Source organism: Methylobacterium sp. WL7 (assembly GCF_008040085.1).
Classification (GTDB): Bacteria; Pseudomonadota; Alphaproteobacteria; order Rhizobiales; family Beijerinckiaceae; genus Methylobacterium; species Methylobacterium mesophilicum.
In genome coordinates this window covers 44,087-58,336 of the sequence record NZ_VRVG01000020.1, presented here as the reverse complement: position 1 = coordinate 58,336, position 14,250 = coordinate 44,087, and the positions used below count along the sequence as shown (strand labels likewise).

Annotated in this window: 12 protein-coding genes; 6 read left to right on the top strand and 6 right to left on the bottom strand. The window is 70.9% G+C overall.

Annotated elements, in window-relative coordinates; translation table 11 throughout:
* Positions 1-55: 55 nt before the first annotated feature.
* The 4 genes from FV233_RS08215 to FV233_RS08200 form a co-directional block, all read right to left on the bottom strand.
* Entirely contained in the window at positions 56-1,558 is a 1,503-nt protein-coding gene (locus tag FV233_RS08215; protein WP_147897199.1) for an ATP-binding cassette domain-containing protein, read from the bottom strand.
* On the bottom strand, positions 1,555-2,475 hold the full coding sequence (locus FV233_RS08210) for a branched-chain amino acid ABC transporter permease (RefSeq protein WP_147897198.1): 921 nt from the start codon (positions 2,473-2,475) through the stop codon (positions 1,555-1,557). The genes FV233_RS08215 and FV233_RS08210 overlap by 4 nt, the downstream gene beginning before the upstream one ends.
* 250 nt (positions 2,476-2,725) lie before the next feature.
* Positions 2,726-3,601: a branched-chain amino acid ABC transporter permease gene (locus FV233_RS08205; RefSeq protein WP_147897197.1), complete on the bottom strand. Its 876-nt coding sequence runs from the start codon at positions 3,599-3,601 to the stop codon at positions 2,726-2,728.
* 24 nt (positions 3,602-3,625) lie between these two features.
* A complete protein-coding gene (locus FV233_RS08200) occupies positions 3,626-4,885 on the bottom strand; it encodes an ABC transporter substrate-binding protein (RefSeq protein ID WP_147897196.1) in 1,260 nt (419 codons plus the stop codon).
* Positions 4,886-5,210: 325 nt separating this feature from the next.
* On the opposite strand from FV233_RS08200, the gene FV233_RS08195 reads away from it, so the two are divergent.
* The 5 genes from FV233_RS08195 (at position 5,211) to FV233_RS08170 (ending at position 10,533) form a co-directional block, all read left to right on the top strand.
* Positions 5,211-6,236 carry a cyclase family protein gene (locus FV233_RS08195; RefSeq protein ID WP_147897195.1) on the top strand — a complete coding sequence of 342 codons (1,026 nt, stop codon included), beginning with the start codon at positions 5,211-5,213 and terminating at the stop codon, positions 6,234-6,236.
* Positions 6,237-6,245: 9 nt separating this feature from the next.
* The gene (locus tag FV233_RS08190; protein ID WP_147897194.1) at positions 6,246-7,196 is read left to right on the top strand and encodes a 3-hydroxyacyl-CoA dehydrogenase family protein; all 951 of its coding nucleotides are present in this window, start codon (positions 6,246-6,248) and stop codon (positions 7,194-7,196) included.
* Positions 7,193-7,951, top strand: coding sequence for an SDR family oxidoreductase (locus tag FV233_RS08185; RefSeq protein WP_147897193.1), 759 nt, complete (start codon positions 7,193-7,195; stop codon positions 7,949-7,951). The genes FV233_RS08190 and FV233_RS08185 overlap by 4 nt, the downstream gene beginning before the upstream one ends.
* Before the next feature lie 333 nt (positions 7,952-8,284).
* On the top strand, positions 8,285-9,169 hold the full coding sequence (locus FV233_RS08175; protein ID WP_147897191.1) for a 3-keto-5-aminohexanoate cleavage protein: 885 nt from the start codon (positions 8,285-8,287) through the stop codon (positions 9,167-9,169).
* A 134-nt stretch (positions 9,170-9,303) separates the two neighbouring features.
* Positions 9,304-10,533: an ABC transporter substrate-binding protein gene (locus FV233_RS08170; protein ID WP_147897190.1), complete on the top strand. Its 1,230-nt coding sequence runs from the start codon at positions 9,304-9,306 to the stop codon at positions 10,531-10,533.
* Positions 10,534-10,545: 12 nt separating this feature from the next.
* On the opposite strand, the gene FV233_RS08165 is transcribed toward FV233_RS08170, so the two are convergent.
* Positions 10,546-11,415 (bottom strand): aldo/keto reductase family oxidoreductase, encoded by an 870-nt coding sequence (locus FV233_RS08165; RefSeq protein ID WP_147897189.1) that lies wholly within the window; start codon positions 11,413-11,415, stop codon positions 10,546-10,548.
* A 92-nt stretch (positions 11,416-11,507) separates the two neighbouring features.
* Between FV233_RS08165 and FV233_RS08160 the strand changes: the two genes are divergently transcribed.
* Complete coding sequence (locus tag FV233_RS08160) at positions 11,508-12,437, top strand: LysR family transcriptional regulator (protein WP_147897188.1); 930 nt, start codon at positions 11,508-11,510, stop codon at positions 12,435-12,437.
* On the opposite strand, the gene FV233_RS08155 is transcribed toward FV233_RS08160, so the two are convergent.
* A complete protein-coding gene (locus FV233_RS08155) occupies positions 12,412-14,178 on the bottom strand; it encodes a methanol/ethanol family PQQ-dependent dehydrogenase (RefSeq protein WP_147857013.1) in 1,767 nt (588 codons plus the stop codon). The two genes, FV233_RS08160 and FV233_RS08155, sit on opposite strands and share 26 nt — an antisense overlap.
* Between the last annotated feature and the right edge of the window lie 72 nt (positions 14,179-14,250).

Genomic DNA, 14,250 nt, shown 5'->3' with positions numbered 1-14,250 from the left:
GGGCCCACCCTCCCCCGCAGAGGGGGAGGGAGAGCGGCGCGTGCGACCACATTCCTCACAGATACTTCGCCCCCATCTCGCCGGCGAACCGGTCCGGCGGACCTTCCCAGACGATGCGGGCCTGTTCCAGCACGTAGACCCGGTCGGCATGGGGCAGCGCGAAGGTGACGTTCTGCTCGCCGAGCAGCACGGTGATCGGCGTGGTCTGGCGCAGGCGCTCCAGGGCCTTCGACAGCAGCTCCAGGATGACCGGGGCGAGGCCCAAGGTCGGCTCGTCGAGGATCAGGAGGCGCGGGCGCATCATCAGGGCGCGGGCGATGGTCAGCATCTGCTGCTCGCCGCCGGACAGCGTACGGGCGGTCTGGCCTTCGCGGGCCTTGAGGATCGGGAACAGTTCGTAGAGCCACTCGCGCCGCTGCACGCTCTCGGCCTTGGGGACGTGCTGGCCGCCGAGATCGAGGTTCTCGCGCACGTTGAGGTCGCCGAACAGCTCGCGGGTCTCGGGCACCTGGACGATTCCGGCCCGGGCGATTGCGGCCGGCTTCATGCGGCCGAGATCCTGGCCGTCGAACCGGATCGTGCCGGCATGCGGGACGAGGCCCGAGATGGCGTTGAACAGCGTGGTCTTGCCGGCGCCGTTGAGGCCGACCACCGAGACGAACTCGCCCTCGTGGACGTGGATGGAGGCGGCGCGCAAGGCCTGCGCCTTGCCGTAGAGCACGTCGACGCCCTCGACGGTGAGCAGCGAATCCGGCTTGAACGCGGCCTCGGGCCGGGCCGCGGTCTCGATGCTGCCGCCGAGATAGACCCGGCGCACGGTCGGGTCGGCCATCACCGATTCGGCCGAGCCCTCGGCGATGCGCTCGCCGAGATACATGGCGAACACCCGGTCCACGAGGGCCGCGACGCTCTTCACGTTGTGGTCGACGAGGAGCACGGCCTTGCCCTCGTCGCGAAACCCCCGGATCAGCTCGGAGAAGGCCGCGACCTCGCCCCCGGTCAGGCCCGCGAACGGCTCGTCCACCAGCACCACCCGGGGGTCGCGGGCGATCGCCTTGGCGAGCTCCAGCCGGCGCAGGTCCGCGAAAGGCAGGGTGCCGGGCCGCCGGTCGGCGACGGCGCCGAGGCCGACGCGCTCGGCGATCTCTCTTGCGCGGCGCGCAACGTGCGGATCCGCGGCCAGGCGGATCAGGCTGTCGGGCAGCAGCGCGAGGCTGATGTTCTCCAGCACGGTCTGCCGCTGGAGCGGCCGCGCGTGCTGGAACACGAGGCCGATGCCCTGGCGGGCGACCCGGTGGGCCGGCATCCCGCCGATCTCGGCGCCGTCGAGGCGGATCGAGCCGGCGGTGGGCCGCTCCAGCCCCATGATCAGCTTCATCACGGTGGACTTGCCCGAGCCGTTCGGCCCGATCAGTCCCAGGATCTCCCCGGGGCGCAGGTCGAGGTCGATGTCCTTGACGGCGACGAGGCCGCCGAACCGCTTGGTCAGGCCGCGCACCGTGAGGCAGGGCTCGGCGAGGGAGGCGGCGCGCAGCGCTGGCTTGACGGCGACGGTCATCGCGCTCTCCGGACGGATGCGAGGCCCAGCAGCCCCGAGGGCACGAACAGGATGACCAGCAGGGCCACCGCCGAGACCACGAAGGTCGAGAGCGGCCCGAGCGGGCGCAGCAATTCGCCGGCGGCGATCAGGAACACCGCTCCGAGCGCGGCGCCCACGATGGTCCGCCGGCCGCCGAGCACCGCCGCGATGATCACCTGCACGCCCACCGCGGTGTCGATCAGCGTGCCGACCGAGGCGGTGCCCATGTAGAAGACCACCAGCCCGCCCGCGAGGCCCGAGAAGGCGGCGCTGACCGCAAAGGCCGCGAGCTTGTGCTTGGCGACGTTGAAGCCGAGCGCGCCGGTGACGATCGGGTCCTGGCCGGCGGCCTGGAGGATCAGCCCCACGGGCGAGCGGGCGATGGCCGTGAGCACCAGCCCGGCGAAGGCCATGAAGCCGAGCGCGATCCAGTAGTTGGTGTCGGCGTCGATGGAGATCACGTCGGGCACCGTGAGCCCGATCTCGCCGCCGGTGATCCCGGAGAACACCACGATCATGTTCTGCAGGAGCAGCACCGCGACCAGGGTGATCAGCCCGAAATACGGTCCCCGCACCTTCAGGGCCGGCAGCGCCAGGGCGAGCCCGCCGACCACCGCCAGCACGGTCCCGGCCGCCAGGCAGTAGGGGATCGGCAGCTCGTAGCGGTTGTTGAGGATGCCGGCCCCGTAGGCTCCGAGCCCGATCAGGAAGGTCGGGCCGAAATTCACCTCCCCGGCGAAGCCGAAGAGCAGGTCCCAGGCCATGGCGAAGACGCCGAAATAATACGCGATGGTGAGGAGCCCGAGGATGTAGCCCGAGACCCACCAGGGCAGGAACGCGGCCAGGACCAGCGCCAGCAGCGCGACCCAGAAGCCCGGGGTGGTGAGGAGCTTCATGAGTGGGTCCATCCTCCGCACGTTGCCCTCCCCCCTCTGCGGGGGACGGTGGGCCGGCCGTCAGGCCGGGTCGGGAGAGGGGAGCGCGGTGTCCGAAGAGGTCGTGACGCCCGATCCATCCTGCAGCGTCGCGCTGCCCCTCTCCCCCCCTGCTGCGCAGGGTACCCTCCCCCGCAGAGGGGGGAGGGCGTGCCACGGAGGTCGCGCGCTTCCCATTCGGACCACGGGCGGAAAAGTCCCAAAAAAACCATCACCGCCGCCCCAGCAGGCCCTGCGGGCGCAGGTACATGACGGCCACGAGCAGCAGCAGGGCCGGGATCACCCGGTAGGCCGGGGAGATCAGGTAGGCGGTGGCGGTCTCGAGATAGCCGACCACATAAGCCGCGATCAGCGAGCCGGTGACGCTGCCCAAGCCCCCCAGCACCACGATCGAGAAGGCGCTCGCGGTGAGCGGTCCCACCGAGTAGGACGACACCCCAAGGAACATCCCGAGCAGCACCCCGGCGATCCCGGCGAGGAGCCCGTAGATCGCCCAGACCGCGACGTAGATCCTGCCCATGTCGTGGCCGAGCAGCGTGACCCCGCGGGGGTTCATGGAGGCGGCGAGCAGGACCTTGCCGGCCCGCGCCTTGTTCACGAACAGCCACAGCAGGCCGATCACGATCCAGCAGATCACCGCGGTGAAGATCTCGTTCCTCGGGGTGCGCACCCCGGCGATCTCGATCACGCCCTCGACGATCGGCAGCACGGTCTTCGGGTTGTCGGTGAAGAAGTAGGCGACCAGCTCCTGGATCATGATGCCCCAGAGCAGGGTGCCGGTGAGGACGAAGATTTCTTTTTCTTCCCGGGGGATCGCCCTGCTGCGCTCGATCGGCGCGACGATGGCGAAGTAGGTCACCAGGGAAGCGGCCAGCCCGCACAGGATGCCGAGCCCGGCGCCCGCGTAGGAGCCGAGGCCGAACTGCGACGAGGCCGCCCAGGCCGCGACTGCGGCCATCACCATCAGCGCGCCGTGCGAGAGGTTGAGCACGCCGGAGACGCCGAAGATCAGGGTGAAGCCCATCGCGCCGAGCGCGTAGAGCGCCGAGATCGCGAAGCCGTCGACGAGGATCTGGAGCCCGATCATTGTTTTGGGATTCTCGCGTCGCGATTACTGGACCGCCGGCTTCACAGCGGGTGGCAGGATCAATGTCCCGTTGGCCACCTCCGTCGGCCAGATCGCGACCTGCTTGCCGCTCTGCCACTGGGCCAGCAGCCCGGTGACGAAGCCCCGCCCGTACTTGATCGAGTGGGTGAAGGTCTCGTCCTTGCCGTAGAACTGGATGCGCCCGACCGTGCCGAGCCAGTCGGTCTTCTCCAGGGCATCGACCAGCTTGTCGGCCTCGGTGGAGCCGGCGCGCTTCACCGCGTCCGCCGCGTAATGCATGGCGTCGTAGGCCATGTAGCCGGCATAGGACGGGGCGCCGCCGAAGCGCTTGATGTAAGCGTCCGTGAAGGCGTTCGTCTTCTCTGTCATCGCCACGCCGGGGACCGCGATGGCGTCGAACAGCACGCCCTGCGTGCCGCCGTTGGTGTTGGCCCAGAAGGTCGAGGAGGTCGCCTGGCCGCTGATGCCGGTCATGGCGATCGGCACCTGCTGGTTCTGCCACTGCACGGTGGGCTGCACGCCGACATGGGCGATGCCGGTGACGATCAGGTCAGGCTTGGCCGCCTCGATCTTGTTATAGATCGGGGTGAAGTCGCCCGTATCCGGCGAGAACCGGACGTGCTCCACCACCTTGAGCCCGGACTTGGGCAGGCATTCCTCGTAGGCCGCGTCCAGCGGACGGGTCCAGGCCGCGTCCTCGCTCATGATCGCGGCGGATTTCGCCTTGAGCAGCCCGACCAGCGCCTCCTTGGCCGAGTCGCAGACCGACTGCGCCAGGGCGTGCGAGGTCAGGTAGCCGTGGAAGGTGTAGCGGTTGCGCGCGTAGTCCTTGTGGACGGCGACGCTGATCTCGTTGGAGGCGGCCCCCGGCGTGATCATCGGGGTCTTGAGCCGGGCCGACCACGGCATCAGGGCCAGCACGACCTCGGAGATGTAGCTGGCGATGACGAGGTTGACCTTGTCCTCGCTGACCGCCCGCTGGAACGCGCGGACCGCGTCGGAGGCGGAACTCTTGTCGTCGTAGGTCACGACCTGGATCTGGCGCCCGTCGACCCCGCCCTGGGCGTTGATCACGTCGGCGGCGAGCTGGACCGCCTTCGGGATCGCGGCGCCGGCCACCGACTGCGCCTCGGCGATCACGCCGACCTTGAACGGGTCGGCCGCGCGGGCCTGTCCCGACAGGATCAGCCCCGCAGCGAGCAGCGCGGGCAGCGCGCGCCGAATCGGGGCACGCCGAGCGACGACGCGCACGGTCTCGGACATCGGCGATTCCTCATCCCAAGCGCCCGAATTTTTTATTCGCGGGGCTTGGGATGAACTGTATCCGCGCAAAACCAGAGCACAAGGCCCGCATCGGGACCGGGCGGTGACGTTTCGGCCCAGTCGTTTTCCGCCCGGGGTATCGACTCGCGCCGCACCGGCCTAGGCTCGTGGCGGCTCCGCGAAAAGCGGGCTCGACGGCCTCGAAGAAGGGCGACGGACAGGTGAGGAACGCACGCTCGGCCGCGGCCGGGGTTCGCCCCGGACCGCGGCCCCGGATTCCCGCGACGCGACACGTCCTGCGCCATCGGGCGAGGGGGCGGCGCTCATGAGCCTGCGCTGGACCCGGCGCCCGGAAGGCTCGACCTGGGGCGATTTCGGCCCCGACGACGAGCTCGGGCGCCTGAACCTCCTGACCCCCGAGAAGGTCCGCCAGGGCGTCGCCGAGGTCCGCGAGGGCCTGACCTTCTGCCTCAGCCTGCCGCTGGACCTGCCCGGCGGCAACGTCCTCAACCCGCGCCGCCACCCGCCGCAGATCACCCCGACCCGGCGGGCCAACGGCCGGCCGAACATGAACTTCCCGGTCTGCGAGGAGGTCGCGGGCGCCACCGACGTGATCTGCGACGACCGCGCGCTGATCCACCTGCAATACTCGACGCAGTGGGATTCTCTCGCCCATGTCGGCTCGCTGTTCGATGCGGACGGCACCGGCGCGGGCCCGACGTTCTACAACGGCTTCCGCGGCGGCCGGGACATTGTCGGCCCGAGCACGAACGAGGCGGCCGACCAGCCGTCCCGGGCGAAAAGGCTCGGGATCGAACGCCTGGCCGAAGTCGGCATGCAGGGCCGGGCCGTGATGATCGACCTGCGCGCCCATCTCGGCGACGCCAAGGCCAAGGTCGGCTACGACCGGCTCGCCGGGATCCTCGAGGCCGACGGCGTCGTGATCGAGCCCGGCGACATGGTCTGCCTGCACACCGGCTTCGCCGAGCGGCTGATCGCCATGGGCGGCACGCCCGATCCGAAGCAGGTCCACGACCTCTGCGCCGGCCTCGACGGCCGGGACCCGCGGCTCCTCGACTGGATCACGCGCTCGGGGCTCTGCGCGCTGATCGCCGACAACTACGCCGTGGAGGCCTACCCGGCCGGGGTGGGGCCGGCCTGCTGTGCGACGCTGCCGCTCCACGAGCACTGCCTGTTCAAGCTCGGGGTCAACCTCGGCGAGCTGTGGCACCTGACGCCGCTCGCGGACTGGCTGCGTGCGCACGGCCGCAACCGGTTCCTGCTGACGGCGCCGCCGCTGCGCCTGCCGGGGGCGGTCGGCTCGCCGACGACGCCGATCGCGACGGTCTGAGGGGACGGCATGATGGAGATTGCAATCGTCGGCGGCGGCCTGATGGGCCACGGCATCGCCCTGGTGCTGGCGCTACACGGCCACGGCGTCCGGATCACCGAAACCGATCCGGAGACCCGCGCCCGGGTGCCGGGTCTCATGGCCTCGGCGCTGGCGACCCTGCAGGAGGCCGGCGCCGCCCCGGACGGGTGGGATTCCGCGCGCCTCGCCCGGTCCGTCCGGGTCGAGGCGGACCTCGAACCGGCGGTCGCGGGCGCCGGCCTGGTCATCGAGGCGATCACCGAGAACCTGGAGGCCAAGCGGGCGCTGTTCGGGGAACTCGACCGGCTCTGCCCGGCGGACGCGATCCTGGCGAGCAACACCAGCTACCTCGACGTCTTCCCGCTGATCCCGCAGGCCCGGCAGGCGCGGGCGCTCGTGATGCACTGGTACACGCCGCCCTACATCGTCGACCTCGTCGACGTGGTCCCGGGTCCCGGCACGGATCCGGCTGTGATCGCGGCGATGCGCGACCTCGTAGTCGGCCTCGGCCAGGTGCCGATCGTGCTCAAGCGCTTCATCCCCGGCTACGTCGCCAACCGCATCCAGTCGGCGATCAGCGCCGAGGTGTTCCGGCTGCTGGACGAAGGCATCGCCGAGCCGCGCGACATCGACGACGCGATCATCCAAGGGCTCAGCTTACGCATCCCGATCCTCGGCCACCTCGCCAAGGCCGATTTCACCGGGCTGGACCTGACCCGGCGCGCCCTGGCGAACGGCAGCTACGCGCCGCCCCCGGCCCGGACCCGGTCGGAGACCTTGGATGCCCTCTGCGCCGAGGGCCGGACCGGGGTGATGGCGGGGCGCGGCTATTTCGACTGGGGCGGGCGCGCGCCCGCGGATCTGTTCCGCGCGCGCGACCGCAAGCTGCTGGCCTTGAAGAAGGCGATGGCCGGGATCGGCCGGATGGAGGGCACATGATCGGCGCGGACCTGTCCGGACGGCGCATCCTCGTCACCGGCGCCTCCTCTGGCATCGGGCTGGCGACGGTGACGCTGTTCGCCCGCAACGGCGCCAGCGTGGCCTTGAACCACCTGCCCGACGATCCCCGCGGCCCCGCGGAGGCCGAGCGTCTCGCCGCCGAAGGCCTGGCCGTGATGGCGCTGCCCGGGGACGTGTCCCAGCCCGGCGAGACCGAGGCGATGGTGGCGGCCGGGATCGCGGCGCTCGGCGGCCTCGACGTACTGGTCAACAATGCCGGGACCTCCGGCACCACCGCGCCGATCGCCTTCGAGGACCTCGACGCGATGACGGAAGAGTTTTGGGCCACGATCCTAGCGACCAACCTGATCGGCCCGTACCGCTGTTCGCGGGCCGCGGCGGCAAGTCTGAAAGAAAACCGGGGGGCGATCGTCAACACCGCCTCGGTGGCGGGACTCGGGCGGCGGGGCTCCTCGATCGCCTATTCGGCCAGCAAGGCCGGGCTGATCAACCTCACCCGCAGCCTCGCCCGGGCGCTGGCCCCGGACGTGCGCGTCAACGCCGTCGCCCCCGGCCTCGTCGCCACCCCGTGGACCGAGCCGTGGCCGGAGGCGCGCAAGGCCGCCACCGTGCAGCACACGATGCTGCGCCGCATGGCCCGGCCCGAGGACATCGCCGAGACGATTTTCTTCCTGGCCGCGGGCGCCGCCTACATCACCGGCGAGACGATCACGGTCGATGGCGGAGCGCTATAGCGGGGCTCAGAGCCCTATGCGGAGCGACGTCTACAGGTTCGGGGCGCAATCGCTCCTGGAGGCCTCGAGGCGCCCCCTCTCCCGTGCGGGAGAGGGTTGGGGTGAGGGATCAGGTCTTTCCGGAGAGGTCATATCCCTCACCCTGTCCCTCTCCCGCACGGGAGAGGGGACCCGCGCCCTTCACGGGCGACGGCATGAGTTCATTCGACGACGGAGGCCTGTGTATCCGGCAGCCCTTGCGGGGAGGGCGAAAGCGCCGCGTTTTCAAAAGCTTGCCGAAGAACCTGATGGGTCGGTCCACCTCCCGTCAGCATCAGGGCCAGGGAGAAAAAAATGTCGCGGACGACCGTCATCACCTGCGCCCTCACGGGCTCGTTCGACACGACGAAGAAGAACCCGGCGGTGCCGGTGAGCCCGAAGGCCATCGCGCGATCCGCCTTGGAGGCCGCCTCCGCCGGGGCCGCGGTGGTCCACATCCATGTCCGCGATCCCGAGACCGCCGCGCCCAGCATGGAGCTGGCCCATTACCGCGAAGTGGTCGAGCGGATCCGCGAGAAGAACGAGGCCGTGATCCTCAACCTCACCACCGGGGCCGGGGGCCGGTTCGTGCCCGGCGATCCCGACCCGTCTTTGGCCGGCCCCGGCACCACCTTCGCGTCGCCCGAGACCCGGACCCGGCACGTCGCGGCGCTACGCCCCGAGATCTGCACCCTCGACGTCGCCACGATGAACTTCGGCGAGCACCTGTTCCTCAACACCCCCGCGCATCTGCGGGCCATGGCGGCGCAGATCCGCCAGGCCGGGGTGAGGCCCGAGATCGAGGTGTTCGATCTCGGCCAGATCGAGCTGGCCCGGCACCTGATCGCCGAGAGGCACCTGGCGCGGCCGCCCCTGTTCCAGATCTGCCTCGGCATCCCCTGGGGCGCGCCCGCCACCGCCGAGGCGCTGGTGGCGATGCGAGCCCGGCTGCCCGAGGACGCGGTCTGGTCGGCCTTCGGCATCGGCCGGGAGGAGTTTCCGATCCTGGCGGTGGCCGCCGGGATGGGCGGCAACGTCCGGGTCGGGTTGGAGGACAACCTCTATCTGTCCCGGGGCGTGCTCGCGCCCAGCAACGCCGCCCTGGTGGAGAAGGCCGTCAGCCTGCTGGCCCATCTCGACCGCGAACCGGCCACGCCCGACGAGGCGCGGGCGATCTTCGGGCTGGCGCCGCGCGGGTGAGGGGAGGCCCTGACGGATCGCCCGCATCCTCTCACCGGCCGGTATCGGCTCCGATCCGGTCCGCCTAGACTGCATTCGGACGACATCCGAGCGGCGAACAACGCCGCCGCGATCAAAGAAACAGGGAGTGAGACATGACGGTCCGCCACCGCGTCGCGGCACTGACGGGGCTTCTGTGCGCGCTCGGGGCCGGGGCGGCACTCGCGGCCGACCTCGTGCCGGTGAAGATCGGCGTGCTGAACGACCGCTCGGGGGTCTACTTCGATTCCACCGGCGAGGGCGCGGTGGTGGCGGCCCGCATGGCGGTGGAGGATTTCAAGCCGGAGGCTCAGGGGCTGAAGGTCGAGGTCGTAGCCGCCGACCACCAGAACAAGCCCGATGTCGGCGCCTCGATCACCCGGCAATGGTACGACCGCGACGGGGTCGACGCGGTGTTCGACGTGCCGACCTCCTCGGTGGCGCTCGCGGTGGCGCAGATCACCAAGGAGAAGAACAAGGCCTTCATCAACTCGGGCGGCGGCACCGCCGACCTGACCGGCCCGGCCTGCACCCCCAACACCGTCCACTGGACCTACGACACCGCCGCGCTGGCCAACGGCACCGGCAAGGCGATGCTCAAGCGCGGCGGCAAGTCCTGGTACTTCATCACCGCCGACTACGCCTTCGGCCTCGCCCTGGAGCGCGACACCAAGGCGGTGGTGGTGGGTAACGGCGGCACGGTCGTGGGCGGCGTGCGCACCCCCTTCCCGAACCCCGATTTCTCCTCGTTCCTGCTCCAGGCGCAGGCCTCCGGCGCGCAGGTGATCGGCCTCGCTGATGCCGGCCTCGACGCGGCCAACGCGATCAAGCAGGCGCACGAATTCGGCATCCGCCAGGGCGGCCAGACGCTCGCCGCTCTGCTGATCGCCATCACCGACATCCATTCCCTCGGCCTCGAAGTCGCCCAGGGCCTCGAATTCACCGCCTCGTTCTACTGGGACCTCAACGACGGCACCCGGGCCTTCGCGGAACGGTTCGGCGCGCGCATGTCCGGCCGGAAGCCGACCTCGTACCAGGCCGGCGTCTACGCCAGCATGCTGCACTACCTGAAGGCCGTGGCGGCGCTGCGGTCGGCCAAGGACGGCGCCGCCGTGGTCGCCAAGATGAAGGAACTGCCCACCGACGATCCCCTGTTCGGCAAGGGCACGATCCGGCCGGACGGGCGCAAGATCCACCCGATGTACCTGTTCGAGGCCAAGGCGCCCTCCGAGTCGAAGGGCGAATGGGACCTCTACAAGGTGCTGGAGACGATCCCGGCCGAGCAGGCGTTCCGGCCGATGAGCGAGGGCGGCTGCCCGATGGTGGCCGGCCTCCAGGCCAAGTAGGCGTTCAGGCGGTCAGGCGGCCCCGATCCCGTTCAGCGTGGCCATCGCGTCCTCGGGCAGGCTCAGTGCGGCCGCCGCGAGGTTCTCGCGCAGGTGGCCGAGCGAGCCGGTGCCCGGGATCAACAGGATGTTGGGCGCCCGGCGCAACAGCCAGGCCAGCGCCACCTGCATGGGCGTCGCCCCGAGTTCGGCTGCGACCTCCGACAGGGCGGTGGATTGCAGCGGGCTGAAGCCGCCGAGCGGGAAGAACGGCACGTAGGCGGTGCCGGCCTCGGCCAGCGCGTCGATCAGGGCGTCGTCGGCCCGATGCGCGAGGTTGTACTGGTTCTGCACGCAGACGATCTCGGCGATCCGCCGGCCCTCGGCGACCTGCGCGTGCGTCGCGTTGCTCAGCCCGATCCGCCGGATCAGCCCCTGGCGCTGCAGCTCCGCCAGCACGGTGAGCGGCGCCTCGATCGATCCCTCCGCGGGGCCGTGGGCGTCGAACATCAGGCGCAGGTTGACCACGTCGAGGGCGTCGACGCCGAGATTGCGCAGGTTGTCGTGGATGGCCTGCGTGAGTTCCTCCGTCGAGAAGGCCGGGTTCCACGAAGCGTCCGGCCCGCGCTTGGCGCCGACCTTGGTCACGATCACCAGATCGTCGGGATAGGGATGGAGCGCCTCGCGGATGATCTGGTTGGTGACGTGCGGCCCGTAGAAGTCGCTGGTGTCGATGTGATCGACCCCCTCGGCCACAGCCTCGCGCAGCACCGCGACGGCCGCCCCGCGGTCTTTCGGCGGCCCGTAGACGCCCGGCCCGGCGAGTTGCATGGCCCCGTAGCCGAGGCGTTTCACGGTGCGGTCCCCGAGCGCGAACGTGCCGGCCTGCGCGATGTCGGTCATGGCGAATCTCCTGTGTGCGCCCCGGATGTAGACGGCACGGCCTGACCGGATAAGCGGTGATGTTCGGCACGGGCTGTGCGGGATCTCGAACGATGACGATGGATCTATCAGACCTGGCCGCCTTCGTGACCGTGGCGCGGGCCGGCGGCTTTCGCGAGGGCGCCCGCACCGGAAACGGCAGCGCGTCGAGCCTCAGCGAGGCGGTGCGCCGGCTCGAGGCGCGCCTCGGCGTGCGCCTCCTGAACCGGACCACCCGCAGCGTCGCGCCCACCGAGGCCGGCGCCCGCCTGCTGGAGCGGCTCGGCCCGGCGCTCGGAGAGGTCGAGGCCGCCCTCGACGTGGTGAACGGGTTCCGCGACCGGCCGGCCGGACCGCTCCGGCTCAACGTGCCGCTGAGCGCGGCACGCCTCGTCCTGCCCGCGATCGTGCCGCCCTTCCTGGCCGCCTATCCCGAGATCCGGCTCGAACTGGTCGTCGAGGACGGCTTCGTGGACGTGCTGGCGGCCGGCTGCGACGCCGGCATCCGCTACGACGAGCGGCTTGAGCAGGACATGATCGCGGTGCCGATCGGCCCGCGGCGGCAGCGTTTCGCCACGGCGGCGGCCCCGGCCTATCTCGACCGGCGCGGGCGCCCGCAGCATCCGCGCGACCTCCTGGCCCACGATTGCCTGCTGGGCCGGTTCCCGAGCGGCAGCCTGACGGCGCCGTGGGAGTTCGAGCGCGACGGGGAGATCGTCCGCGTGGATCCGTCCGGCCCGCTGATCGTGCGCGTCGGCGCCAGCGACCTCGCGGTCGCGGCGGCGGTGGCCGGAACCGGGATCATCCACCTGTTCGAGGATTGGCTGCGCCCCCAGCTCGACGGCGGCGCCCTGGAGCCGGTGCTGGAACCGTGGTGGCAGGTCTTCTCCGGCCCGTTCCTCTACTATCCCGGCCGCCGGCACCTGCCGGCGCCGCTGCGGGCGTTCGTGGACTTCGTCGGCACGGGTCCGCGCGGGCTCACTCCGGCAGGGCGAACACCGTGAGCTGGCCGCCGGGCGCGGTGTACCGCGACAGGGCCGCGTAGCCGCCGACTGCGCCCGAACCGTCCGCCGGGTCGGTCAGTCCGGCGGCCAGCCCGATGCCCGCCCAGCCGCCGATCCCGGACAGCACCGCCACGTATTGCCGGCCGTTGTGCTGGTAGGTGGTGACGTTGCCGACGATGCCGGACGGCGTCTTGAACCGGTACAGCTCGTGCCCGTCCCGGGCGTCGACCGCCTTCAGGTAACCTTCGAGCGTGCCGTAGAAGACGACGTTGCCGGCGGTGGCGAGCGCCCCGGACCAGACCGAGAACGGCTCCGGGATCGTCCAGGCGATTTTTCCCTTGGCCCCGTCCCAGGCGATGAACGCGCCGGTCCGGTCGGAGCCCTCGGGCGGGTGCAGGGTCAGCGTCGCGCCGACATAGGGCTGGCCCGGCGTGTAGCTCACCCGGAACGCCTCGTAATCCATGCACATGTGGTTGGTCGGCACGTAGAACAGCCGGGTGACCGGCGAGTAGGCCGCCGGCTGCTGGTTCTTGGCGCCGAGCGCCCCCGGGCAGATGTTCTTGGTGACCTCCTCCTCGTCGGCCTCGCCGGGCGCGTAGCGCTTGTCCACCACCGGCCGCCCGTAGCCCGGGGAGGCGCGGTCCAGGTCGATCCGGCTCGCCCAGTTGACGCTCGGGTCGAACTTGTCCGCCACCAGCACCGCGCCGGTCGCGCGGTCGAGGGTGTAGCCGAAGCCGTTACGGTCGAAATGGGTGAGCACCCGGCGCGGGCGTCCGTCGATCACCTGCTCGGTGAGGATCATCTCGTTGACGCCGTCGTAGTCCCACTGGTCGTGGGGCGTCATCTGGTAGACCCAGCGGGCGAGCCCGGTGTCGGGGTCGCGGGCGAAGATCGCCATGGTCCACCGGTTGTCGCCCGGGCGCTGGGCCGGGTTCCAGGTCGCCGGGTTGCCGGTGCCGTAATAGACGAGGTTCAGCGCCGGATCGTACGAGAACCACCCCCAGCTGCAGCCGCCGCCGATCTTCCACTGGTCGCCCTCCCAGCTCGTGAGCGAGGAATCCCGGCCGATCGGGCGGCCGAGTTCGGTGGTCTTGTCCGGATCGACCAGCATGTCGGCATCCGGCCCGGTGGCGTAGGCGCGCCAGAGGCGCCGGCCCGTGGCCTGATCGTACGCGGTGACGTGGCAGCGGGCGCCGTACTCGCCCCCGGCGATGCCGACGATGAGCTTGCCGTGCACCGGCAGGACCGTGGCGGTGTTGGTCTCGCCCCGGGCCGGGTCGCCGTTCTTCACCGACCACAGGACCCCGCCGCTCTCCGGGTCCAGGGCCACGACCGTGGTGTCGGCCAGCTGCAGGAACAGCCGCCCGTCCGCGTAGGCGAGGCCGCGCGAGACCGTGTCGCAGCACATCACCGCGATCACGCTCGCATCCTGGCGCGGGGCGTAGCGCCAGAGGATCCTGCCGTCGTGGTCGAGATCGAGTGCGTAGACCACGTTCGGGAACGGGGTGTGCACGAACATCCGGTTCCCGACCACGATCGGGGCGCCCTCGTGCCCGCGCAGCACGCCGGTGGAGAAGGTCCAGGCGACCTTCAGGCGCGAGACGTTGCCGGCGTCGATCCGGGCGAGGTCGGAATACCGGGTGTTGGCGTAATCGAGGGTCTGGAGGACCGGCGGCGCCTGCGCGGAGGCCGCGGCGGCGAGGCAGACGAGCGCCAGGGCCGCCAGGATCGGGACGCGCATGCTCGGACTCCGCCTGCCGCCGCCCCGTGCGGCGGCGCCGGCCTCATACACCGACCTGTCGCACCGACCTCA

Excerpts from the sequence above, each read along its gene's own strand:
- FV233_RS08165 (WP_147897189.1), bottom strand. The coding sequence starts at position 11,415 with ATGACCGACATCGCGCAGGCCGGCACGTTCGCGCTCGGGGACCGCACC.
- FV233_RS08185 (WP_147897193.1), top strand. The coding sequence starts at position 7,193 with ATGATCGGCGCGGACCTGTCCGGACGGCGCATCCTCGTCACCGGCGCC.
- FV233_RS08200 (WP_147897196.1), bottom strand. The coding sequence starts at position 4,885 with ATGTCCGAGACCGTGCGCGTCGTCGCTCGGCGTGCCCCGATTCGGCGC.
- FV233_RS08170 (WP_147897190.1), top strand. The coding sequence starts at position 9,304 with ATGACGGTCCGCCACCGCGTCGCGGCACTGACGGGGCTTCTGTGCGCG.
- FV233_RS08190 (WP_147897194.1), top strand. The coding sequence starts at position 6,246 with ATGATGGAGATTGCAATCGTCGGCGGCGGCCTGATGGGCCACGGCATC.
- FV233_RS08215 (WP_147897199.1), bottom strand. The coding sequence starts at position 1,558 with ATGACCGTCGCCGTCAAGCCAGCGCTGCGCGCCGCCTCCCTCGCCGAG.
- FV233_RS08210 (WP_147897198.1), bottom strand. The coding sequence starts at position 2,475 with ATGAAGCTCCTCACCACCCCGGGCTTCTGGGTCGCGCTGCTGGCGCTG.
- FV233_RS08175 (WP_147897191.1), top strand. The coding sequence starts at position 8,285 with ATGTCGCGGACGACCGTCATCACCTGCGCCCTCACGGGCTCGTTCGAC.
- FV233_RS08195 (WP_147897195.1), top strand. The coding sequence starts at position 5,211 with ATGAGCCTGCGCTGGACCCGGCGCCCGGAAGGCTCGACCTGGGGCGAT.
- FV233_RS08155 (WP_147857013.1), bottom strand. The coding sequence starts at position 14,178 with ATGCGCGTCCCGATCCTGGCGGCCCTGGCGCTCGTCTGCCTCGCCGCC.
- FV233_RS08160 (WP_147897188.1), top strand. The coding sequence starts at position 11,508 with ATGACGATGGATCTATCAGACCTGGCCGCCTTCGTGACCGTGGCGCGG.
- FV233_RS08205 (WP_147897197.1), bottom strand. The coding sequence starts at position 3,601 with ATGATCGGGCTCCAGATCCTCGTCGACGGCTTCGCGATCTCGGCGCTC.